This window comes from Amycolatopsis sp. NPDC048633, from assembly GCF_040650695.1.
Taxonomy (GTDB): Bacteria; Actinomycetota; Actinomycetes; order Mycobacteriales; family Pseudonocardiaceae; genus Amycolatopsis.
This window is the reverse complement of sequence record NZ_JBEZHS010000039.1, coordinates 43,374-64,123: the sequence shown is the minus strand read 5'-3', so window position 1 is coordinate 64,123 and position 20,750 is coordinate 43,374. Positions and strand designations below refer to the sequence as shown.

The following is a 20,750-nucleotide window of genomic DNA, read 5'->3' as shown; positions in this document are numbered from 1 at the left end:
CCTCGCTTGTATCAACCACACGATACAAGCGACCTCAGTGCACCGCGACCCGGTGGGACTCGATCACGGGCCGCATCGGGCGCATCCGCAGCCGCGTGACCACCACGGCCAGCACGAACACCACGACGAGCGGCACTTGGGAAAGCCACACCGATTCGTCGACGCGCTCGGGCGGCAGGCTGTAGACGACCACGATGCGGAAGACCGCGTCGAGCGCGAAGGCGCCGGCCCACACCGCCGTCACGCCGCGGACGGTGCGCCGGAAGCGGTCCGAGTGGACCCACGCGCGTTCGTAGGCGTCGGCGAGTTCGGGGTTGCCGCGGGTGGCGAACGGCTTGCCCGAGTCCAGCACCAGCGGCCTTCCGGTGAAGCAGGTCACCAGCGCGTACACCGCCGCGACCGCCAGGTAGAGCGCCGGCTTCGCCAGCACGATCCGCGGGTCGCCGCTGACGAACAGCAGCGCCGCCGACAGGCCCATCTCCAGGAAGATCAGCACGCCGAGCGCGTCCACCTTGCCCCGGCGGAGCGTGGTGACCAGTGCGTGGACGCCGGTGGCCGCGCCGGCGATCGTGAGCGACCAGAACGCGCTCAGCCCGAAACCCGTGTGCAGCAGGAAGTAGCCGCCGATCGGCAGGACGAGGTCGAGGACGACCGGGACGAGGGCGCGCATCAGTCCGCCTCCCGCTGCCAGCGCCGCCCGGGGGCCGGCCGTTTCTTCGTCGTGGCGATCGAGGTCTCCAGCCGCGAAAGCAGCTCACCCAGCCGGCGGACGTCCTCGGCGGGCCAGTCCCGCATGAAGTCCGCGAAGCGGTCGATCCCGAGCTTCGTCAGCCGGCGCACCTCTTCCCAGCCCGGCTCGGTGAGCGAGATGAGGCAGGACCGCCGGTCTTCCGGATCGGCTTCGAGCAGCACGTGCCCGGCGTCCTCGAGCGTCCGCGTCTGCCGGGTGATCGACGACTGGTGCACGTCGAGCTCGGCGGCCACCTCCGATGGCCGGACCCGGCCCTTGACGGCGGCCAGCCGCAGGATCGCGACGCGGGTGGGGTCGGCGGCGCGCAGCTGGGCGCGGCGCATCGCTTCGCTGATCCGGGACAGGGGGTAGACGACGCTTTCGAGGTCCTCATCGCTGTGCGGCATGACGACGACGGTATGGCTATTTGCGTCACGCAAACAAGTGGTTGGCGAGAATCTCAGGGATGTCCCGGAGGGCTCCGGCTCCGGGGGAGTTCGGCCGTTCGTACGTACAAACGTGAGCAGTCGGCGGGGTACTTGTCAGCGTTCCGCAGCCGAGTCTCGTGAACTTGTCACGAAGATGACAAGAAATCGGTTTCCCTTCGAAGGTGTGACACGTTCGGGACTACTTTTTCGATGTGTCCGGTGTCACCCCGCATCAGGTGGGGTGCCCGGGCCGGGGCCCGGGGCGGAGCAAAGGAGCTGCGATGTCGGTGGAGCGCGGATTCGATCACGCTGCGCCGCCGCCCGCCGCACTGCCCCGCAAGCTCGCCGACATCCTGCGTCCCGAGCTGGCCAGCCTCGCGGCCGAGATCGTCGACGAGATCCGCGCGACCATCCCGGCCTACGCCCGCCCGCTCGACGGGCCCTACGGCAAGTCGATCCGCGCCGGCGTCGAGTACGCGATCACGCTGTTCGTCGCGCAGATCGCCGACCCGACGGTGTCCAAGGAGCAGTCCCACGAGGTGCACCACCGCTTGGGGCAGAACGAAATGCGCGAGGGCCGCAGCCTCGACACGCTGCAGTCGGCGTACCGGGTCGGCGCGCGGGTGTCGTGGCGGCGGATCATGCGCGTCGGGCGGAGAAGCGGGCTCTCGTCGGCGGTGATGTCCCAGCTGGCCGACGCGATGCTGGCGTTCATGGACGAACTCGCCTCTGTCGCGCTCGACGGTTACCTGGAAGCGAAGGCGCGCACGGCGGGAGCGCTCGACACCTGGCGCCGCAAGCTGCTGCACCTCATCCTCGAGACGCCGCCCGCGTCCCCCAAGGCGATCGCCGAGCTGGCCCAGCTGATCGGCTGGCCGGTACCCACCGACGCGACGCCGGTGGCGGTCTGCCCGGCCGACGGCGTCGCCCCGGCCCGCCGCCACGCCGGGCTGGACGCGGACATCCTCGCCGAGCTCGACACGCCCGACCCGAAGCTGGTGGTCCCCGGCGAGCTCGGCGGCGCCCGCCTGGCGACGCTGCAGGTGGCCCTGCCGGACTGCCGGCTCTCGATCGGTCCGTGCGTCCCGCTCACGTCGGTGGCGGACTCCTTGCGCTGGGCGCGAAACGCCCTCCAGCTGGCCGAGCGCGGGGTGCTGATGCCGCGTCCGGTGCTGCGCGCGGAGGAGCACCTGGCGACGCTGCTGGTCAACTCCGACACGGGCCTGGTCGGCACGCTGCGGCACCGCCTGTTCGCGCCGTTGGCGGACATGACGGGCAAGCAGCAGGAGCGGCTGCTGGAGACGCTGCGGGCGTGGCTGGACAGCCAGGGCAACGTGGTGGAGATCGCGGAGCGCCTGGGCGTCCACCCCCAGACGGTCCGCTACCGCATGAGGCAGCTCCAGGCGACGTTCGGCGACAGCCTGCGCGACCCGGCGGCGCGCTTCGAGATGGAGCTGGCCCTGCGCGCGGGCGCGGCACCGCTGCCGTTGCGGTACCCGGTGAGCGAGCTGCTCCCGTCCCCGCGCGCGGGGACGGGACGTCCACAGTGGACGTCCAGCTAGGCCCCTTCAGCTCACCGGCACGCTCGGGCTGAAGTAGGTGTATTGCCCCGGCGTGGTCACCCGCAGCGTGCAGGCCATCGTCCACGGCATCCAGGTGCCGTTCTGCCTCCGGTGGAACTCGATCGCCAGCGAGAACGGCGTGCCGAGGCGGAAAGAGGCGGCACCCGGCGGGCCCGCGGTGAACGTCACCGGGCCGGTTCCGGAGAAGTAGAAGGCGCGGTTGAACGAGTCCCAGAACACCGCCGGGATCACGACACCGGCGTTCGCGGCGGCCGGGAAGGCGTTCACCGCGGTGATCGGGAGCGTCCCGCTGCCCCGGACGCCGTCGTAGCCGAGGGAGACGGCCATGAGCTGGTACAGGTCCGGGGAGACCGCGATGCCGCCGGAGAAGAAGCCGGCGGTGATGGCCTCGCCGGAGGCGACCGCGTCCGGGCCGGTGAACCCCGCCACCGCGGTCACCGGCTGCGCGCCCACGCCGGGGAACGTGCAGTTGTACGTGATGGTGCTGGTGCGGTAGTCGGTGGCCGCCGCCGCGGGGGCGCTGGTCCCGATGAGGACGGCGGCTGTCGCGACGGTCAGGGTCAGTGCTCGGCGTGCTCTCATGGCGCCTCCACTCGGATGCTGGTGACGCCCGGCCGGAACACCGCGTTCTGCGCCGGGCTCGGGAAACCTCAGCGTGCGGACCGACTGCAGGGCACCCCGTGCCCGTGGTGCTGCGTCCCCTCAGTGCGGTTTCTTGACCGCCGCCGCCTTCTTCGCCGCTGCCGCAGCTTCCGGCGGCGGGCCGTCGGAGCCGGGCGGGCACTGGGTGTGGTCCGGTTCGGTGCACACGATCAGGTTGTAGGTGTCGACGAAGGCCTGGTTGCCCTGGCCTGAGCCCATTCCGGTGAGCAGCGGGTCCAGGTCCTGGCCGCCCGCGCCGCAGCCGGTGAACGCGGGGAGCTCGAAGCCCGTCTTCTCGTCGGTCCGGATGTGGCCGACGCCGAACGCCTCGTACGGGCCGTCCAGCGTGAGGGTCACCGCTGTCTTCGTCACGCAGTCGGGCCCGAGGGCGAGCGGGACGCCGTTGACCTTCGCGTTGCTGAGCCGGGCCATCACCTGGAGCGTCGTGTTCAGGAAGGTGGCGCCGGTGTCCGGATCCGTGGTGATCCGGCCGGCGATCTCGATGACCTTGCTGTCGCGGTAGTCGATCGGCAGGAACTCCACGGTCGCGGTCACCGGCACGAAACCGAAGCCGAGGAACGAGGTGGTCGCCGGGTTGAAGGTGGTCGACCCGGTGACCCGCGAGGTGCCGTCGACCAGGTTGAGGATGAACAGCCCGTTGAACAGGAACGCGGGGTCGGCGGTGACGGTCGCGCCGAGCTTCTTCACCGTCGACTTCGTCAAGATCGTGACCAGGCTCAGCGGCACCGCGAACTCGTCTTCGGTCGGCGGGTCGCCCGGGCCGGGCGCGTCGGCGGCCGCGGCCTGCTGCTGCTTCTGCTTCGTGCCCGGCACCGTCTTCGGCAGGACCAGCACCTTGCCCAGCGCCGTCTGCTGGTCGGGGTCGAGGGTGCACGCGATCTGCGGGGCCGGCTGCGTGACCGCGGTGTCCGGCGGCGGCACGGCTTCGAGGGCCAGCGTCGGCGCGGTGACGTCGAAGGTGACGGCGCCGACGGTGTTCAGGGCGATCTCCGGCACGGTGCCGGTGGCCGTCAGGGTGAGGTCACCGGTCTCCGGCATTGGTGTGGCCGGGACGGTCAGGTCGACCGGCACCTTGTCCGCGCGGTCGCCTTGGTGCACCGCCAGGTCGACGTGCACGTCGCCGCGCAGCGACCCGGCGGCGGCGCCGTCCGGGAGGTAGGAGAGCGCGACGTCGCGGGGGAGCGTGAGCTTCGCCGAGAACGCGCCGATCTTGGCCGACGTCCCGGTCTTCGCCTGCGAGGGCAGCGTCGCGGCCGTTTCGGCCGTGAGCTGGCGCGCACCGAGCGGGTCGGCGAACGGGCAGGTCACCGAAACCGACGCCGTCGCCTTCGTGTCCGGCGGGACCGCGGGCGCCGGGGCGGCCGAGCCGACCCCGGTCAGCGCGCCGTTCACCGCGGAGAGCAGGCCGACGGCCGCCAGCGCGGAGATCGTGAGGGTGCGGGGCCGGACTCGAAGTGGCATCGGTTTCCCTGGGTGCGTGCGGAAGCGACGGGGTGGCCCCGGTGCGGGCGGGTGCCCGCACCGGGAAACCCGGTCAGGAAACGGTGATGCTCGGGCTGAACGCGGTGTTCTGCGCCGGGCTCGTCACCTTGAGGGTGCAGTTCATCGTCCACGTGGACCAGGTGTTGGTCGACTTCTTGTGGAACTCCAGGTTCGCCGACAGCCCGCTCGTCAGCGACAGGGTGGCGCTGCCCGCGGTGGCCGGCGCGGTCCAGTTCGGGATGCTGGAGCCCGCGTCCTGCGAGATGACCACGGTGATCGGCCCGCCGGTCGGGTAGATCACCTCCGGGATGTCCAGCCCGCTGGCCGACGGCTGCGACAGCGTGCCCGCCGACGCCGTGACCGGCACCGTCGCCTTGCCGCGGATGCCGTCGTAGCCGACCGCGGTCAGCAGCGCGTGGACGGTCGCGCTGATCGTCGCGCTGCCGCCGACGTTGGCCGGGGTGATGGTGGTGCCGGCCGGGACGACGTCCTCCGCGTCGAGGTGTGCGGTGATCGCGACCGGCTGCGGCGAGATGCCGGGGAAGGTGCAGTTGTAGGTGATGCCCGCCGTGCCCCCGGCGGTGTAGGTGGTGGTGGCCGCGGCCGCGGTGCCCGCGGTCAGCACCGCGATGGCGCCGATGGCGGTCGCGGTGGTGGCGAAACCGGCGGACAGCCTGCTGAGTCGGGACATACCTGTCATCTCCTTTGATTCAGTTCAGTCTCGGCTTTGGCTGATCGATTGCTCGTCGCCGTTGATCCCCCATCGCGTTCGCCCGACCCCATTGCCCCGAGCGGCGGGACGCGATTCACCGGCGTGCGAGGTGGAGGTCCATCTGCCGAAATCGAGGCTACTCGCCAGTTCAGTAAGGAACAAGACTTCACGCCGGCGTGGGTGAGGCGGCGGTGGGCGGTATCAGTTTCTTGTGCGCGACGGCGTAGCCGCGCGAGCGGATTTGGCGGATTTTGACAAAGAACGGCCGCCGCGGCGAACTGCCGTTCGCTACGGTCTACCATTTGTGATCTTGCCGAAGCAATCCCGGATAACGAAACCGGAGAAATGAGGCTACCGTGCCGGGTACTTCCCGTTGTGGACGGGTAACACTGAAGGGCGCCGCATTCGCGGTGACGGCGGCGATGGCCGCCTCGGCGTTCGCACCGCCGGCTTCCGCGGCCACCGTCGGCGGCGTGATCGCCTGGGGCAAGCCGGACTACGACGTGACGATCCCGCCGCCGGACGCGCTGGCCGGCGTCACCGCGGTTTCGGCGGGCAGCACCACCGCGCTGGCGCTGAAGGGCGGCGCGGTCCTCGCGTGGGGCGCGAACAACTGGGGCGCCAACGAAATCCCGGCCGCGGCGACCTCCGGGGTCAGCCAGATCGCGTCGGGCTGGGGGCACGAGCTGGCCCTCAAGAACGGCAAGGTCCTGGCCTGGGGCAACAACTGGTACGGCCAGACCACGCTGCCGGCGTCGGTGTCGAGCGGCGTGCTCGCGATCTCGGCGTCCAACATGCACAGCCTGGCGCTGAAGCAGGGCGGGCAGGTCGTGAGCTGGGGGACCCGGACCGACGTGCCGGCCGCCGCGCAGTCCGGCGTGAGCGCGATTTCCGCCGGTGGCGACCACAACCTGGCGCTCAAGAACGGTGGCGTGCTGGCCTGGGGCAGCAACACCTACGGGCAGGCGACGGTGCCGGCCGGGCTTTCGTCGGGGGTCACGGCGGTGTCCGCCGGGTTCAACCACAGCCTGGCGCTGAAGAACGGCCAGGTCTACGCCTGGGGCCGCGACAACTTCCACCAGACCGAGGTGCCGCCGGAAGCGCTGTCCGACGTCGCGGGCATCGACGCCGGGTTCAACCACAACGTGGCCTTCAAGACCGACGGCTCGGTGGTGCTCTGGGGTTCGAACTTCGTCGGCGAGTCCTACTTCCCCTGGTGTGGCCCGGTGATCGCCGTCTCGGCCGGGGACAACGACAGCTTCGCGCTGAAGGAAGATCCGGCCGCGCCCTGCTGACGCCGGCGGGTGGCGGGCACGGGGCCCGCCACCCGGGGTCGGCTCAGGTGGCGTCGCTGGCCAGGTCGAGCGTGATGGTGTTGCCCGGCCCCGAAATCAGGGCGCCGAGGGCGATGTCGGCGATGAAGCAGTTGTTGAACTCGGGGATCGTGTAGGTGCCGGTGACCGTGATGGCCGGCGCGGTGATGTCGATGTCCTGTGCGGACAGCGTCAGGTCGAGCGGGGTCTTCGTCTTGCAGCTGCCCGGGACGGTCGGCAGCGGGATGATCGGGATGATCGGGCCGGCCCAGATGTCGTAGATCTCCATGTTGGCCTTGGCCTTGGTGGTCAGGTTGCCGTCGGCGATCGTGCCGGTGGCCGGGCCGAGCGGGGTCACCTTGACCTTGGCCTTGATCCGGAAGATGCCCGACAGCAGGGAGATGTCGGCCTGCGACGGCGGCAGCGCCAGGTCCGCGCTGAGCCCGACCGAGCCGGTCTGGTCGTCGATCAGCAGGTTGCCCTTGAGCGAGCCGGGGCCGAGCTGCATGGCACTGCCGGTCTTCTTCACCGTGGTGCTGCCGGTGACCTTGTACGAGACGGGGATCGGGATGACGTCGGCCGAGGCCGGGGTCACCACGACCCCGGTCAGCGCGACGGCCGCCGCCGACGTGAGCACGGCCATTCTCCTCAGCTGCGTTGCCACGGACATGGGTGTCCTCCTTTTGCGTTTCCCGACCGCTTCCGGGTGCTCCCGGAAACGGTGAAGTACTCGTCGGTTCAGCGCGGTTCGAGTGCGGTGACGACCCAGCCGTCACCCGTGTGTTCCGCGGTCACGGAAAGCTGCGCCGCGGCGCTGTCGGTTGCATTGTTGTCAGCCCGGACGGCTGATTGATCGAGAAAGACGAGTAACCGCGCGTGACCATTCTGGAGTTCTTGAACGGCGATCGTCGAAACGCGCGAAGTGAGCACGAGTTTCTGCTCGGGCGCCTTCTGTCGAACCTGGGCGAAGAGCTTGTCGTAGGAATCCTTGGCGGACCCCCGCAGCACCGCGGCGGCGGCCTTTTCGGTGACGTCGGTCTTGTCGTAGGAATAGGAGAAGATCCGGTTCATCGCGAGGGTGACGGCGGAGGTGACATCGGCGGTGGCCCCGACATCGGTGAGCGCGAGGTTGTCGGCGGCGGGGTTGCCGGAGGCGGAACGGGCTTCGAGGGTGAACCAGACACCGGCGCCGGTGAGGACCAGGGCGGCGGCGAGCATGAGGGCTGGCAGGCGGAGCCAGGCGGGGCGGGGCTTGGCGGGGGCTGCGGCCTCGGCTTCCGCCGGTTCCGCTTCGTCTTCGGTGGCTTCGGCCGGCTCGGCAATCGGCCTGGGCTCGGCCTCGGATGCTTGGTCGGTTTCGCCACCGGCCCCGGCTTCGCCGGCGCTGGGCTCGGTGGCGGGTGAGCTGCCGCTGGTCCCGCGGCTCTCGGCCCCGCCCTCGCGCTCCCCGCCCCGGGACTCCACCTCGGCCGGAGCCTCCTCGTCCCGCACTTCGATCACCTTCGCGCGGTTCATCGCGCACCCACCGGGAGCTGGTCCAGCGCGCTCAACTTCCACCCGTCGGCCGTCCGTGACAGCGCCGCCGCGAAGCGGTTGCGCTTCACCGCCGGGGCCGTTCCTTCCTTCGCCATCGTGATCTCCACCGAGGCCAGCATCTTCGCCGTGCCCGCGTGCTCGTCCAGCTCACTGAGCGCCGCGTCCAGGACCCGGCCCGTCGCCACCGTCGCGTTCGCCGTCAGGGTTTCCTTCGTCTTGGGGTCCGTGCGGGCCAGCTGGTCGTGCAGGGGACCCGTCGAGGCCGCCAGCCACTTGCCCAGCCCGCCGTTCACGTCGTGGTAGTCGAGGCTGCTCAGCTCCGCCACCAGCGTCCGGCCGCTCGACAACGCCTCGTCGCGGGCCACCCCGTACGTCAGCGACGCATCATGCGACGCCGCGTACCACGAGTAGCCCGACCAGCCGGCGAACACGGCCGCGGCCGCCGCGACCACCACCGCCCCCTGCTTCAGCGCAGCCACAGCATCTCCTCGAGGCTCGTCGACGTCGCTTGCCCGTCGAGTCCGGTCAGGCCGCCCGGCAGCGCCGGCTCCGGCACCGGCGGGTGCGGTGCGTTCTGCACGCCGCGCACCGAGCTCTCGTTCCCGTACGGCAGCGTGCAGGCCGCTCCGGTGTTGAGCGGCAGGGGGGAAAGATCGTCGCTCGGCCGGTGCTGTGTCCCCTCGTAGCCCTGGACGCACGGCGGCGGGTTGTCGAAGTTCAGCACCAGCCCCATCCGCAGCGCGTCGCCGCGGGGGTTCAGCGCCGACCCCACGCCCGCCACCGCGCGCGGCATGTTCGCCAGCAGCGACTCCTCCGCCGCGGTGCGGGTGCCGAACACCCGGGCCGTCGTCAGCAGGTTGGCCAGCAGGATCGGCAGCCCGGGGTCGTTTTCCTTCAGCAACGACGAAAGCTCCGTCGCCGCCGGCGGCGCGGTCGCGATCAGCCGGCGCAGATCGCCGTCGGAACGAGCCAGCTGCTGGGCGAAGACACGAGCGTTGCCGCTGAACGAACGCCACTCCGACGACGAGTCGACCTGCGTCCGCAGCACCGTCGCCCCGTCGTTGATCAGCTTCGACGTCTGCGGCAGGTTCGCGCTCGCCTCGTGCGTGAACGTCGTCGCCGAGTCCATCAACGTCTGCAGGTCCGGGCCGGCGCCGCGCAGGGCGTCGTCGAGCTCGTCGACCACCGTGCGCAGGTCCTGGGTCGGCACCGACGCGGTGAACGAGTCCAGGTCCGTCAGCAGGCTGTTCACCGGCAGCGGCAGCGTCGTCGACTCGCGCCGGATGACCGAGCCTTCGCCGAGGTACGGCGCGTCGCCCGTGCGCGGCTGAAGGTCGACGTACTGCTCGCCGACCGCCGACCGGTTCGCCACCACCGCGCGGGAGTCCGCCGGGATGGGCGGCGCGCCGTCGTCGATCAGCAGGTCGGCCTCGGTCCCGGTGACGGTCAGCCGCAGCTCGCCGACCCGGCCGACGGCGACGCCGCGGTAGGTCACCTCGCCGTTGGTGAACAGCCCGCCGCCTTCGGCCAGCTCGAGCTTCACCGAGTAGCTCCCGGATCCGAACAGGCGGCCGAGCCCGGCGTAGTTCGCGCCGACGAAAGCCGTGGTGGCCAGGGCGATCACGACGAACAGGACCACCTGGACCCGCACTCTGAGCGTCAGCATCACTGACCTCCCGAGGGGATCGGGAGCGGCGGCAGGCCGGGTGGCACGCCTTCGCCGGGCGGGGGCAACGGCACGCCGGCGGCCGGGACCATCGACGCGTATGCGTTGACGTAGTCGCCCTTGATCGCCTGGAGCACCGAGTCGGGGAAGGGGAACGTCGGCAGCATCTGCAGCGACTTCGGCAGATCGGCCCCGGCTTCGGCCAGCTGGTCCAGGATCGGCGCGAGCGCGCGCAGGTCGGCCACCATGTCGTCGCGGCTGCGGTCGACGACGTCGGTGGCCACCGTGGAAAGCCGGTCCAGCGCCTGCAGCATCGAGACGAGCTGGGTGCGCTGGTCGGTGAGCGCCTGCAGGCCCGGCGTCAGGTCGGTCAGCGCGCCGGAGACCTGTTCGTGGCGGTTCGCGAGCGTCGCGGACAGCTGGTTGAGCCCGTCCAGCGCTTCGGTGATGTCCGACCGGTGCGCGTCCAGGTCCGTCATCAGGGTGTTCACCCCGGACAGGAACGAGCGGATCTGCCCTTCGTTGCCGTCCATCACCTTCGACAGCTCGCGGTTGATGGTCTGCAGCTGGCCGATCCCGCCGCCGTTGAGCAGCAGCGAAAGGGCGCCGAAGATCTCTTCGAACTCGGGGTTGCGGTTCGTGCGGGACAAGGGGATCGTGGCGCCGTTCGCCAGCCGCGCGCCGCCGGCGTTCGACGCTTCGCCGTCCGGCGGGGCCAGTTCGACGAACTTCTCGCCGAGCAGGCTGGACTGGCGCAGCCGCGCGACGGCGCCGGCCGGCAGCACGACGCCGCCGTTGACGTCCAGCACCGCTTCGGCCGTCCACCCGTCGCCGCCCAGCCGGATCTCCCGCACCCGCCCGACCGGGACGTCGCCGACCTTGACGGCCGCCTGCGGCACGAGGTCGAGGACGTCGGCGAACTGCGCGGTCACCGCGTACGGGTGGTCGCCGAGGTCGGCGCCGCCGGGCAGCGGCAGGTCGTAGACGCCCTTGAACTCGCCCGAGGAGCAGCCCGTGAGGACCAGGCACCCGATGCCCACGACGGTGAGGAGCCGTTTCATCGCCCAGCCCCGTTCGTGTAGACGTCCCCGGTGACCGGCAGCGGGAGCGGCTCGAGGTAGTAGTCGACGTTGCTCCGGCCCATCAGCCGCCCGGTCGCCGGGTCGATCGCGTTGAGGACGTTCGACACCGCCAGCGGCACCCCGTCGAGCGTTTCGGCCAGCGACTGGCGCTGCTCGACGAGCGTCCGCGTCGTCGTCACCAGGTTGTCCACATTGGACTTGATCGCGCCGCGGTTGTCCCGGATGAACGCCTGGACGTCGCCGAGCGCCTGGCCGAGGCTGTCGAGGGCGTGGGCCAGCTCGCCGCTGTTCGCGGCCAGCGTGCCGGAGATCTGCGACAGCTGCTGGTTGACGCCGCTGACCTGCTGGTCGTTGGTGGAGAGCATGGTCGTGAACCGCTGCAGCTCGTCGACGGTGCCGAACAGGTCGCCCGAGTTGCCGGCCAGCGTCCGGGCGAGCTGGGCGAAGTTGCGGACGCTGTCGTTGAACGCCTGGCCGTTGCCCTGCAGGTTCTGCGCGCCGGTTTTGAGCAGGTCCGACAGCGCGCCCTGGGAGTTCGCGCCGTTCGGGCCGAGGGCCTTCGACAGCGTGTCGAGGCTGGCGTAGAGCTGGTCGAGCTCCACCGGGGTGGCGGTGCGCTGCACCGGGATCGACGCGCCGTCCGGCAGCCGCGGCCCGCCGCGGGCGAGCTTGGCGAACTGGACGTAGCGGTCGGCGACGACGCTGGGCGCGATCACCAACACCGTGGTGTCCTCGGCGATGCCGACCGAGCCGTCGAGGGTCATGTCCACCTGCACCTGCTCGCCGCGCGGGGTGACCGAGTCGACCTGGCCGACGCGGACGCCGAGCACGCGGACGTCGGAGCCGGAGTAGACGCCGACCGCGCGGGAGAAGAACGCCGTCACGTGGTGTTGCCCGGACCCGGAGAACACCCACCACAGCGCGGCCGTCACGACCAGCGCGAGCAGGATCGCGGCGGCGACGAACCGGGTGGTCAGGACCCCCGCGCGGGTGGTGGTCAGCGCGCTCACTTGGTGCCTCCCGGCGCGGTGCAGGGGTCGTGGTTCTCCGGCAGCAGGCCGCAGAGGTAGGCGTCGATCCAGCGGCCGTTGCCGGTGGTGTTGGTGACCACGCGGAAGTACGGCCCGGCCAGCCGCAGGCCCTGGGTGAGGTTGTCGTTCTGCTTCTTCAGCAGGTCGGTCACCTGGGCCAGCGACTGCAGCGCCTTCTTGAGCGGGTCGGAGTTCTCCGCGACCAGGCCGCGGAGCTGGTCGGCCAGCCGCGCCGAGCCGGTGAGCAGGTCGTGGATCGCGTCGCGGCGGTGGTTCAGCTCGGTCAGCAGCAGGTTGCCGTCGTCGATCAGCTTCTCGAAGTCCTCGTTGGAGTTCGCCAGCGTCGTGGTCAGCTTCCGCGCGTTGGCCAGCAGCTCGGCGATCTCGCCGTCGCGGCTGGACACCGTCTTGGACAGCTGCGACAGGCCGTCGAGCGCGCTGCGGACGTGCTCGGGGGAGTTGCGGAAGGTGTCGGACAGCGTGGTGAAGCTGTCCGCGAGCTGCTTGGTGTCGATGGCGCCGACCGTGTCGGCCAGGCCGTTGAACGCGTCGGTGACGTCGTAGGGCGTGACGGTCCGGGTGCGCGGGATCGGCTGGTCCGGGTCCTGCACGCCGTCGCCGGTCGGGTTCAGCGAGAGGAACTTGCGGCCCAGCAACGTCTTGATCTTGATGTCGGCGGTCGTGCGGTCGCCGATCCACGCGTCCTTGACCCGGAAGGACACGAGGACGTGGTCGTCGGCGAGCTCGACGTCACGGACCGCGCCGACCTTGATGCCGGCGATCCGCACCTCGTCGTCCGCCTGGAGGCCGGCGGCCTCGGAGAACTCGGCCTCGTAGGTGGTGCCGCCGCCGACGACCGGCAGGTTGTCGTAGTTGAACGTGACGGTGAGCAGCGCGGCCAGCGTGACGCTGCCGACCACGCCGAGGGCGATCGGGTTGCGTTCCTTGAAGGACTTCACGAGTCGCACCTCGCCGTCGGGACGAACACACCGCGCGGGGGCGTGGTCTGGAGCGTGGCGCGGCAGAGGAAGAAGTTCATCCACGTGCCGTAGGACGCGACGCGGCCGATTTCGGTGAACTTGACCGGGAGGTTCGTCAGGAAACTGTCCACATCGGACTGGTTCTGCACCAGCGTGCCGGCCACCTCCTGCAGCCCGGCGATGCTCTCCTTCAGCGGGGGGCGCGCCTGCTCGAACAGGCCGGCGGTCGACTGCGTCAGGTCCCCGATCCCGCTGATGGCGTCGCCGATCGCGGCGCGGTCCCCGGCCAGGCCGGACACCAGCTGCCGCAGCGTGGACACCAGGTTCGCCAGCGCGTCACCCTTGCCGTTGACGGTCTTGAGCACCGAGTTGAGGTTCCCGATCACCTCGCCGATCACCTTGTCGCGCCCGGCGAGGGTGGTGGTCAGCGAGCCGGTGTGGGCCAGCAGGCTTTCGACGGTGCCGCCTTCGCCCTGCAGCACCTGGACGATCTCGCCGGAGAGCTCGTTGACGTCGTTCGGCGACAGCGCCTGGAACAGCGGCTTGAAGCCGTTGAACAGGTCGGTGAGGTCCAGGGCGGGGGTCGTGCGCTCGAGCGGGATCTCGCCGCCCTCGGGCAGCTGGTCCCGGGTGCCGGTGGTGCCGCGTTCGAGCGCGATGTAGCGCTGCCCGACCATGTTGCGGTACTTGATGACCGCTTGGACGTCGGCGGGCAGCCGGCGGCCCTGGTCGAGGGAGAACCCGACGAGCGCCCGGTTGTGGTCGCTGATCTCCAGGGACTCGACCTGGCCGACGCGGACGCCGGAGATGCGCACGTCGTCCCCGGCGTTGAGCGAGGTGGCGTCGAGGAACTTCGCCGTGTACCGCTCGTTTCCGCCGACGCCGGAGTTCGTGATGGACACGGCCAGCAGCGTCGTCGCGAGGACGGTGACCGCGATGAAGATGAGGCTCTTGATGAGCGGGGAGGCGATGTTCCTCACTTGAGCTTCACCTCCGTGCCGCGGTAGAGCGGCCCGACGAGCACGCTGCTCCACTCCGGGACCTGCGCGGCCGGCACGCCGATCGACGGCGCGACGAGCGTGGCCAGCAGCTGCTCCTCCTGCGGGGAGTTCGCGACGCCGAGGTCGCCCTGGCCGCCGGTGAGCAGCGGGTGCCCAGTGCTGCCCGGGGCCGCGGCGGCGGTGCCGGTGGTCGGGGCGACGCCGGAGGGGTAGCAGCGCGGCTCGCCGCCGCCGGTGAAGCGCGGGTCGTCCCGGCCGGGCAGGTACTTGCCGCTGTCGGCGGTCACCGTGACCTCGGCGTGCAGGCCCGGCTCCTTCCGGGTGACGCCGAGGACCTTGTCCATGGATTCCTTCAGGGCGCTCAGCGAACCGATGGTGCAGGCGAAGCTGGGGGAGTACTTCGCGGCGATCTCGAGCGGCGCGCGGCTGTCGGCGGCCAGCGCGATGAGGTTGTCGCGGTTGTTCTGCAGGAAGTTCGTGACCTCCTGGGACGACGACGTCACCTGCTGGTAGACCCCGGCGAGGTCGGCCTGCTTCTCCTTGACCGTGTTGAGCGTGACGGCGGAGGAGGTGAGCGCGTCGAGCAGGTCGGGAGCGATGTCGCCGTAGAGGTGCGAAACCGTGGCCAGGTCGTGGATGTCCTTGGTGAGCGTCGGCAGGTCGGGGTTGAAGTCCTTCAGGTAGTCCGCCGCGGTGCCGATCGTCTGCCCGAGCTGCTCGCCGCGGCCCTGCAGCGCCGTCGAGACCGCGGTCAGCGTCGTCGCGAGCTTCTGCGGCTGGACGGCCTTGAGCAGCGGGAGCAGGTTGTCGAAGACGCGTTCCAGCTCGATCGCGTTGGTCGAGCGGTCCTGCTCGATCGTGTCGCCCGCGACCAGATGGGAGTCCTTCGCACCGTCCGGAATGGACAACTGGACGTACCGCTCGCCGAACAGCGTCTTCGGCACGAGCAGCGCGGAGACGTTGCGCGGCAGCATGTCCACTTTGCCCGGCTCCAGGGCAAGCGCTATCTCGGCGCCCTGCGGCGTCGCCCGGACGTCGCGGATCTCGCCGACGAGCACGCCGCGGGCCTTCACCTGGCCGCCCGGGGAGAGCTGGTTGCCGATGCGGCTCGCCTTCAGCGTCACCGGGACCGTGCTGACGAAGTCCTTGTCGTACACCTTGATCGAGAGCGTCACGAGCACGCCCATGACCACCAGGAACAGCACGCCCGCGGTGCGGATCCCGGCCTTGCGGCGGGTCTCCCGTCTCATCCGGCCACCTGCACGGTGGTCGTCGCACCCCAGATCGCCAGGGACAGGAAGAAGTCGATGATGCTGATCGCGACGATCGCGGTGCGCACCGCGCGACCCACCGCCACGCCGACACCGGCCGGGCCGCCGCTCGCGCGGAAGCCGTAGTAGCAGTGGGCCAGCACCACGACGACGCTGAACACGAGGACCTTCCCGAACGACCACAGCACGTCGCCGGGCGGGAGGAACAGCAGGAAGTAGTGGTCGTAGGTGCCCGCGGACTGGCCGAAGAACCACACGGTGATCTGGCGTGAGGCGAGGTAGCTCGACAGCAGGCCGATCGCGTAGAGGGGGATGACGGCGAGGAAACCGGCGATCACCCGCGTCGTCACCAGGTACGGGACGCTGGGGATGCCCATGACTTCCAGGGCGTCGATCTCCTCGGAGATCCGCATCGCGCCGAGCTGAGCGGTGAAGCCGCAGCCGACGGTGGCGCTCAAGGCGAGGCCGCTCACCAGCGGGGCGATCTCGCGGGTGTTGAAGTAGGCGGAGACGAACCCGGCGAACGCCGACGTCCCGACCTGGTTGAGCGCGGAGTAGCCCTGCAGGCCGACGACCGTGCCGGTGGCGACGGTCATCCCGATCATCACCCCGATCGTGCCGCCGATGACGGCGAGCGCGCCGCTGCCGAAGCTGACCTCGGCCAGCAGCCGGACGACCTCGCGCAGGTAGCGGCGCAGCGCCCGCGGGATCCAGGCGATCGCGCGCAGGAAGAACAGGATCTGGTCGCCGAGGGTGTCGAGGAACCCGAACCGGCGGTCGACGGCCTCGCGCACCCGCGCGGACTTGGGGACTTCCGTGGTCGTCACGTTCAGCTCCCCTTGGGCGGCACGAGTTGCAGGTAGACGGTGGTGAGCACCAGGTTCAGCACGAACAGCAGCAGGAACGTGATGACCACCGACTGGTTGACGGCGTCGCCGACGCCCTTCGGGCCGCCCTTGGGGTTCAGCCCCCGGTAGGCGGCGACCACGCCGGCGACGAAGCCGAAGATGACCGCCTTGATCTCGCTGATCCACAGGTCGGGCAACTGCGCCAGCGCCGAGAAGCTGGCGAGGTAGGCCCCCGGCGTCCCGTGCTGCATGATCACGTTGAAGAAGTAGCCGCCGAGCACGCCGACGACGCTCACCATGCCGTTGAGGAAAACCGCGACCCCCATGGCGGCGAGCACCCGCGGCACGATCAGCCGCTGGACGGGCGAGACGCCGAGGACCTCCATGGCGTCGATCTCTTCCCGGATGGTGCGCGAGCCGAGGTCGGCGCACATCGCGCTGCCGCCGGCGCCGGCGATGAGCAGCGCCGTCACGATCGGGGCGGCCTGCTGGATGATCGCGAGCACGCTGGCCGCGCCGGTGAAGGACTGCGCGCCGATCTGCGTGGTCAGCGACCCGATGTGCAGCGCGATCACCGCGCCGAACGGGATCGAGACCAGCGCCGTCGGCAGGATCGAGACGCTCGCGATGAACCAGAACTGCTGGATCAGCTCACGCACCTGGAACGGGCGGCGGAACGTCAGCCGGACGACGTCGAGGCCGAGCCCGTAGAGCCGTCCGGTCTGCCGCAACGCGGCGGCCCCGGGGAACGACGGCGTCGTCGTCCGTTCGGCCATTCGTGTGCCTCCCCAGCGGTTTCGGCGGCACGTCGAATACACCCGAGATGAGCAAGGGGAAATGGTCCGAACGGGGTAATAATTGTCGGCCATTCACGGTCTCGGGGGTCACCGTGCCGTTTCCTACTGGTCGGTACGCTAACCACGGCCCTGCTGGGAGACAAGAACTTGAGCAGGATCACGCGGTCACGGGCTGGTAACCGCGCATTTCTTGTCAGGCGTCGACAAACGGACCGGATCTTGTTGTCAAAGAAGGAAAAGAAAATCCCGTCCCGGATGCGGGACCCGTTCATCGCCCGCGCGGACCTGCCCTTTCGGCGTGTCCGGAGGGTCGACACGCGTGATCACGAGGTCGACACGCGTGATCAGAGGGTCGACACGCCGCAGGAGGGTAGGCCTCGCCGTGTCGTCCGTCCAGTCACGCGTGTCGACCCTTCGAACACGCGTGTCGACCTCCTGAACACGGTCAGGACTTGAGGCCGGCGATCAGTTCGTACGACCGGACGCGGTCCGCGTGGCCGTGGACCATCGTGGTGATCATCAGCTCGTTCGCGCCCGTGTCGGCCAGTAACTGTTCGAGTCCCTTGTGGACCGTCTCCGGCGAGCCGACGATGCTCGAGCCGAAGCGCTCGGCCAGGAAGGCGCGGTCCATCTCCGTGTACGGGTACTCGGCCGCTTCCTCAGGCGTCGGCAGCGCGATCGGGCGGCCGCGGCGGAGGCTCAGGAACGTCAGCCCGGACGGCCCGGCCAGGAACTGGGCGCGGTCGTCGGTCTCCGCGGCGACCACGGACACGCCGAGCATCACGTACGGCTCGTCGAGCACTCCGGGCCGGAAGTTCTCCCGGTAGAGCTGCACGGCCGGGATGGTGTTCTCCGCGGCGAAGTGGTGCGCGAAGGAGAACGGCAGCCCGAGCCGCCCGGCCAGCTGGGCGCTGAAGCCGCTCGAGCCCAGCAGCCACACGGGCGGCTGGTTGCCCTCGGCCACCACCGCGTTGACGCCGCGTGCCTCCGAATGGGTGAAGTAGCCGATCAGCTCCTGCAGGTGCTCCGGGAAGTTCTCCGCGGACAGCCCGCCCGGGCCGCGCAGTGCCAGCGCCGTCCGCTGGTCGGTGCCCGGCGCGCGGCCGATGCCGAGGTCGATGCGGCCCGGGTGGAACGCCTCCAGGGTGCCGAACTGCTCGGCGACCACCAGCGGCGCGTGGTTGGGCAGCATGATCCCGCCCGAGCCGACGCGGATGCGCTCGGTCGCGCCGGCGACGTGGCCGATCAGCACGGCCGTCGCCGAGCTGGCGATGCCGGGCATGTTGTGGTGCTCGGCCAGCCAGTAGCGGTGGTAGCCCAGCCGCTCCGCGGCGCGGGCGAGGTCGAGGGTGTTTCGCAGCGTCTCGCCGACACTGGTCCCCTCGGACACGGGGGACAGGTCGAGCACGGACAGCGGCACGTCAGGCAGTGAGCTCACAACCGGGGTCAACGCCCCGGTGTCGCCATTGCTTCCCGCAGCGCCACCGGATCGTCCCCGCTGAACACGACGACGCCGTCCGGGCGCACGAAAAGCGCCTCCGCCGGGGCGTCCGGGCAGTCCGCCGTGATGATCTTCACGTCCGGGCCGGCTGCTTCCCGCAGGTCGGCGCGGTCGGCGAAGTCGAACAGCACCGGACGCGCCGCGCGCATGACCTCGGCCACGCGCGTGGTGCGGCCATCGACGGTCAGGGGCAGGTCGGGCACGTACGGCAGCTCGTCGGCGTCCCGCATCAGCCCGGCGAGGTGCCGCGTCGCCTGGGGAAGGGCCGCCAGCTCACCGAAGAGCGTCCGCAGCGCGTCGCCGTCCTCGCCGGTCAGGCGGTCGAGCAGCGCCTGGACGCGGGTCTGGGTCAACGTCCGCGCGGCGACCGGGTGCCGCTCGGCGTGATAGCTGTCGAGCAGGCTCTCGGGAGCAGCACCGCGCACGACGGCGGCGAGCTTCCAGCCGAGGTTGACCGCGTCCAGCAGCCCGACGTTGAGCGAGGAGCCGCCGGCCGGGAAGAGGTGCGCCGCGTCGCCGGCCAGGAACACGCGCCCGGCGCGGTACCGCTCGGCGAGCCGGGCGGAGCTGACCGTCCGCGACAGCCACAGCGGCTCGTCCAGCGGCAGGTCGGTGCCCAGCACGCGCCGCACGGCGTCGCGGAACTCGCCGAGCGTCGGCTCGCCCGGCGGCTCAGGCGCCACCTCCCGGACACCGGCGATCACGACGCCCGGCGTCAGCGACGTCACCAGCACCCGGCCGCCGGGCCGGCGGTTCCAGCCCCGCACCAGCCCTGGCACCGTCGTGAAGAGGGAAAGGTCGGCCCGGAAGTGCCCGAGGCGCATCAGCTCGTCGTCGGTCGTGCCCGGGAACCCGATCCCGGCCAGCTCGCGGACGCGGCTGTGCGCGCCGTCGCAGCCGACGATGTACCGCGCCGCCAGCCGATATGAGCCGTCCGGGCCTCGGACGGTGTCGAGATCCACCAGCTCGTGACCCCGCCGGATCTCGGCGCCGAGCTCGGTCGCGCGTGCGGCCAGCAGGGCCTCCATCCGCGGCTGCTGCAGCATCAGGCCGCGCATCGGCGTGCCCAGTCCGGCGAAGTTCAGCGGCACCGGCCCGAACGGGAACCCGGGCAACGGCCCGGCGAACGCCGCCTCGGCCCGGAACCGCTCCAGCAGGCCGCGGTGGTCGAGCTGCTCGACGATCCGGCCGCCGAGCCCGTTCGCCCGCGGCCGCTCGTCCGGCGTGGCTCGCCGGTCCAGGACCACTACGTCGGCCCCGCCGAGCCGCAGCTCCGCCGCCAGCATCAGGCCCACCGGGCCCGCGCCGATCACCGCGACCTCCATGACGTCCTCCTCGTTGTCAGTCTGTCCTGACAGATCACTGTCAGGCTAGACTGACATGCCATGGAGGCGGAAGAGCTTTCCGGGCGGATCTCGGCAACCGACCCCGCGGTCGCGCTGCGGGCGGTCGGCGCGCTGCACCGGCTCGCCGAGCAGGTCGAGGCGGCCGCGGTCGCGCACGCCAGGGAGCGCGGCTGGTCGTGGGAGCAGATCGGGGACGCCCTCGGCGTCGCCCGCCAGTCCGTGCACGCGAAGTACGGGAAGTGAGGCCGTGGTGCTCGACCGGCTGATCGCGAAGAGCCCGTTCGCCGTGGTGGTGACGGCGGCCCTGGAGGAGTCCCGCCGCCGCGGCGACCGGCGCCTCGGCACCGAGCACCTGCTGCTCGGCCTGCTCCACGACCCGGACGGCGCCCGGGCCCTCGGCAAGACCCTCGAAGAGGCGCGCGCGGCCCTCGAGCGCCTCGACCGGGCGGCGCTGGCGGCGCTCGGCATCGAAGTGGAGGGACTGCGGCCGGCCGAGGTCCCGGTGAAACGGGGGCGGCTGTCCCCGGGCGCGTTGACGTCGAACGCCCGCGCGGTGGTCGACGAAGCCATCCGCGGGAGGCCGAGAGAACCCGCCGAACTGCTGCGTGCGCTGCTGAAGGTGACCCCGCCGGATCCGGCCGCCGACCTGCTCGCGGAGCTGGGCGTCGACGCCGAAGCCGTGCGCCGGAGGCTGGTTTCGCCGAACGAGCCCTGACGCGCCGCGACACCCGATACCTTTGACCGAAACCGGCGGAAAAAGGGAGGACGGGGTGCCGCGTC

General features: G+C 70.9%; 22 protein-coding genes. 4 read left to right on the top strand and 18 right to left on the bottom strand.

The features are described from left to right. Positions 1-34: 34 nt before the first annotated feature. Together AB0C38_RS42075 and AB0C38_RS42070 are read right to left on the bottom strand one after the other, a co-directional pair. Complete coding sequence (locus AB0C38_RS42075; protein ID WP_360684486.1) at positions 35-670, bottom strand: VC0807 family protein; 636 nt, start codon at positions 668-670, stop codon at positions 35-37. Further along, positions 670-1,137: a MarR family transcriptional regulator gene (locus AB0C38_RS42070; RefSeq protein WP_360684483.1), complete on the bottom strand. Its 468-nt coding sequence runs from the start codon at positions 1,135-1,137 to the stop codon at positions 670-672. Before AB0C38_RS42070 ends, AB0C38_RS42075 begins: the two co-directional genes overlap by 1 nt. Positions 1,138-1,439: 302 nt before the next feature. Here AB0C38_RS42070 and AB0C38_RS42065 point away from each other — a divergent pair, with 302 nt between their 5' ends. Then, entirely contained in the window at positions 1,440-2,720 is a 1,281-nt protein-coding gene (locus tag AB0C38_RS42065) for a helix-turn-helix domain-containing protein (protein WP_360684480.1), read from the top strand. A gap of 6 nt (positions 2,721-2,726) precedes the next feature. On the opposite strand, the gene AB0C38_RS42060 is transcribed toward AB0C38_RS42065, so the two are convergent. The 3 genes from AB0C38_RS42060 to AB0C38_RS42050 form a co-directional block, all read right to left on the bottom strand. Beyond that, complete coding sequence (locus AB0C38_RS42060) at positions 2,727-3,323, bottom strand: DUF6801 domain-containing protein (RefSeq protein ID WP_360684477.1); 597 nt, start codon at positions 3,321-3,323, stop codon at positions 2,727-2,729. A 120-nt stretch (positions 3,324-3,443) separates the two neighbouring features. Next, entirely contained in the window at positions 3,444-4,865 is a 1,422-nt protein-coding gene (locus AB0C38_RS42055; protein WP_360684474.1) for a DUF6801 domain-containing protein, read from the bottom strand. A gap of 73 nt (positions 4,866-4,938) precedes the next feature. Further along, positions 4,939-5,577 (bottom strand): DUF6801 domain-containing protein, encoded by a 639-nt coding sequence (locus AB0C38_RS42050; RefSeq protein WP_360684471.1) that lies wholly within the window; start codon positions 5,575-5,577, stop codon positions 4,939-4,941. Between the two features lie 443 nt (positions 5,578-6,020). On the opposite strand from AB0C38_RS42050, the gene AB0C38_RS42045 reads away from it, so the two are divergent. Beyond that, on the top strand, positions 6,021-6,893 hold the full coding sequence (locus tag AB0C38_RS42045) for a hypothetical protein (RefSeq protein WP_360684553.1): 873 nt from the start codon (positions 6,021-6,023) through the stop codon (positions 6,891-6,893). A gap of 43 nt (positions 6,894-6,936) precedes the next feature. Here the strand turns inward: AB0C38_RS42045 and AB0C38_RS42040 are convergent, their stop codons facing one another. The 13 genes from AB0C38_RS42040 to AB0C38_RS41980 all read right to left on the bottom strand — a co-directional run bounded on the left by AB0C38_RS42040 (position 6,937) and on the right by AB0C38_RS41980 (position 19,949). Beyond that, on the bottom strand, positions 6,937-7,581 hold the full coding sequence (locus AB0C38_RS42040; protein ID WP_360684468.1) for a hypothetical protein: 645 nt from the start codon (positions 7,579-7,581) through the stop codon (positions 6,937-6,939). Positions 7,582-7,649: 68 nt separating this feature from the next. Continuing rightward, the gene (locus tag AB0C38_RS42035) at positions 7,650-8,426 is read right to left on the bottom strand and encodes a hypothetical protein (protein ID WP_360684465.1); all 777 of its coding nucleotides are present in this window, start codon (positions 8,424-8,426) and stop codon (positions 7,650-7,652) included. Continuing rightward, complete coding sequence (locus tag AB0C38_RS42030; RefSeq protein WP_360684462.1) at positions 8,423-8,926, bottom strand: hypothetical protein; 504 nt, start codon at positions 8,924-8,926, stop codon at positions 8,423-8,425. Before AB0C38_RS42030 ends, AB0C38_RS42035 begins: the two co-directional genes overlap by 4 nt. Further along, positions 8,914-10,113 (bottom strand): MlaD family protein, encoded by a 1,200-nt coding sequence (locus AB0C38_RS42025; protein ID WP_360684459.1) that lies wholly within the window; start codon positions 10,111-10,113, stop codon positions 8,914-8,916. Before AB0C38_RS42025 ends, AB0C38_RS42030 begins: the two co-directional genes overlap by 13 nt. Then, on the bottom strand, positions 10,113-11,174 hold the full coding sequence (locus AB0C38_RS42020) for an MCE family protein (protein ID WP_360684456.1): 1,062 nt from the start codon (positions 11,172-11,174) through the stop codon (positions 10,113-10,115). The genes AB0C38_RS42025 and AB0C38_RS42020 overlap by 1 nt, the downstream gene beginning before the upstream one ends. After that, the gene (locus AB0C38_RS42015; protein ID WP_360684454.1) at positions 11,171-12,205 is read right to left on the bottom strand and encodes an MCE family protein; all 1,035 of its coding nucleotides are present in this window, start codon (positions 12,203-12,205) and stop codon (positions 11,171-11,173) included. Before AB0C38_RS42015 ends, AB0C38_RS42020 begins: the two co-directional genes overlap by 4 nt. After that, positions 12,202-13,185, bottom strand: a complete 984-nt coding sequence (locus AB0C38_RS42010; protein WP_360684452.1) for an MCE family protein — start codon at positions 13,183-13,185, stop codon at positions 12,202-12,204. Before AB0C38_RS42010 ends, AB0C38_RS42015 begins: the two co-directional genes overlap by 4 nt. Beyond that, on the bottom strand, positions 13,182-14,186 hold the full coding sequence (locus tag AB0C38_RS42005) for an MCE family protein (RefSeq protein WP_360684449.1): 1,005 nt from the start codon (positions 14,184-14,186) through the stop codon (positions 13,182-13,184). Before AB0C38_RS42005 ends, AB0C38_RS42010 begins: the two co-directional genes overlap by 4 nt. After that, on the bottom strand, positions 14,183-15,457 hold the full coding sequence (locus tag AB0C38_RS42000) for an MCE family protein (RefSeq protein ID WP_360684446.1): 1,275 nt from the start codon (positions 15,455-15,457) through the stop codon (positions 14,183-14,185). Before AB0C38_RS42000 ends, AB0C38_RS42005 begins: the two co-directional genes overlap by 4 nt. After that, complete coding sequence (locus AB0C38_RS41995; RefSeq protein WP_360684443.1) at positions 15,454-16,305, bottom strand: ABC transporter permease; 852 nt, start codon at positions 16,303-16,305, stop codon at positions 15,454-15,456. Before AB0C38_RS41995 ends, AB0C38_RS42000 begins: the two co-directional genes overlap by 4 nt. A gap of 2 nt (positions 16,306-16,307) precedes the next feature. Further along, positions 16,308-17,102 carry an ABC transporter permease gene (locus AB0C38_RS41990; protein ID WP_360684440.1) on the bottom strand — a complete coding sequence of 265 codons (795 nt, stop codon included), beginning with the start codon at positions 17,100-17,102 and terminating at the stop codon, positions 16,308-16,310. A gap of 466 nt (positions 17,103-17,568) precedes the next feature. Beyond that, positions 17,569-18,561: an LLM class flavin-dependent oxidoreductase gene (locus AB0C38_RS41985; RefSeq protein WP_360684437.1), complete on the bottom strand. Its 993-nt coding sequence runs from the start codon at positions 18,559-18,561 to the stop codon at positions 17,569-17,571. Between the two features lie 8 nt (positions 18,562-18,569). Further along, positions 18,570-19,949, bottom strand: a complete 1,380-nt coding sequence (locus AB0C38_RS41980; RefSeq protein ID WP_360684434.1) for an FAD-dependent monooxygenase — start codon at positions 19,947-19,949, stop codon at positions 18,570-18,572. Between the two features lie 60 nt (positions 19,950-20,009). On the opposite strand from AB0C38_RS41980, the gene AB0C38_RS41975 reads away from it, so the two are divergent. Further along, positions 20,010-20,213, top strand: a complete 204-nt coding sequence (locus AB0C38_RS41975) for a helix-turn-helix domain-containing protein (RefSeq protein ID WP_360684431.1) — start codon at positions 20,010-20,012, stop codon at positions 20,211-20,213. A 4-nt stretch (positions 20,214-20,217) separates the two neighbouring features. Next, complete coding sequence (locus AB0C38_RS41970) at positions 20,218-20,685, top strand: Clp protease N-terminal domain-containing protein (RefSeq protein ID WP_360684428.1); 468 nt, start codon at positions 20,218-20,220, stop codon at positions 20,683-20,685. Positions 20,686-20,750 lie beyond the last annotated feature (65 nt).

Coding starts and splice junctions, on each gene's coding strand:
- AB0C38_RS42075 (WP_360684486.1), bottom strand. CDS start 670: ATGCGCGCCCTCGTCCCGGTCGTCCTCGACCTCGTCCTGCCGATCGGC.
- AB0C38_RS42070 (WP_360684483.1), bottom strand. CDS start 1,137: ATGCCGCACAGCGATGAGGACCTCGAAAGCGTCGTCTACCCCCTGTCC.
- AB0C38_RS42065 (WP_360684480.1), top strand. CDS start 1,440: ATGTCGGTGGAGCGCGGATTCGATCACGCTGCGCCGCCGCCCGCCGCA.
- AB0C38_RS42060 (WP_360684477.1), bottom strand. CDS start 3,323: ATGAGAGCACGCCGAGCACTGACCCTGACCGTCGCGACAGCCGCCGTC.
- AB0C38_RS42055 (WP_360684474.1), bottom strand. CDS start 4,865: ATGCCACTTCGAGTCCGGCCCCGCACCCTCACGATCTCCGCGCTGGCG.
- AB0C38_RS42050 (WP_360684471.1), bottom strand. CDS start 5,577: ATGTCCCGACTCAGCAGGCTGTCCGCCGGTTTCGCCACCACCGCGACC.
- AB0C38_RS42045 (WP_360684553.1), top strand. CDS start 6,021: ATGGCCGCCTCGGCGTTCGCACCGCCGGCTTCCGCGGCCACCGTCGGC.
- AB0C38_RS42040 (WP_360684468.1), bottom strand. CDS start 7,581: ATGTCCGTGGCAACGCAGCTGAGGAGAATGGCCGTGCTCACGTCGGCG.
- AB0C38_RS42035 (WP_360684465.1), bottom strand. CDS start 8,426: ATGAACCGCGCGAAGGTGATCGAAGTGCGGGACGAGGAGGCTCCGGCC.
- AB0C38_RS42025 (WP_360684459.1), bottom strand. CDS start 10,113: ATGCTGACGCTCAGAGTGCGGGTCCAGGTGGTCCTGTTCGTCGTGATC.
- AB0C38_RS42020 (WP_360684456.1), bottom strand. CDS start 11,174: ATGAAACGGCTCCTCACCGTCGTGGGCATCGGGTGCCTGGTCCTCACG.
- AB0C38_RS42000 (WP_360684446.1), bottom strand. CDS start 15,457: ATGAGACGGGAGACCCGCCGCAAGGCCGGGATCCGCACCGCGGGCGTG.
- AB0C38_RS41990 (WP_360684440.1), bottom strand. CDS start 17,102: ATGGCCGAACGGACGACGACGCCGTCGTTCCCCGGGGCCGCCGCGTTG.
- AB0C38_RS41980 (WP_360684434.1), bottom strand. CDS start 19,949: ATGGAGGTCGCGGTGATCGGCGCGGGCCCGGTGGGCCTGATGCTGGCG.
- AB0C38_RS41975 (WP_360684431.1), top strand. CDS start 20,010: ATGGAGGCGGAAGAGCTTTCCGGGCGGATCTCGGCAACCGACCCCGCG.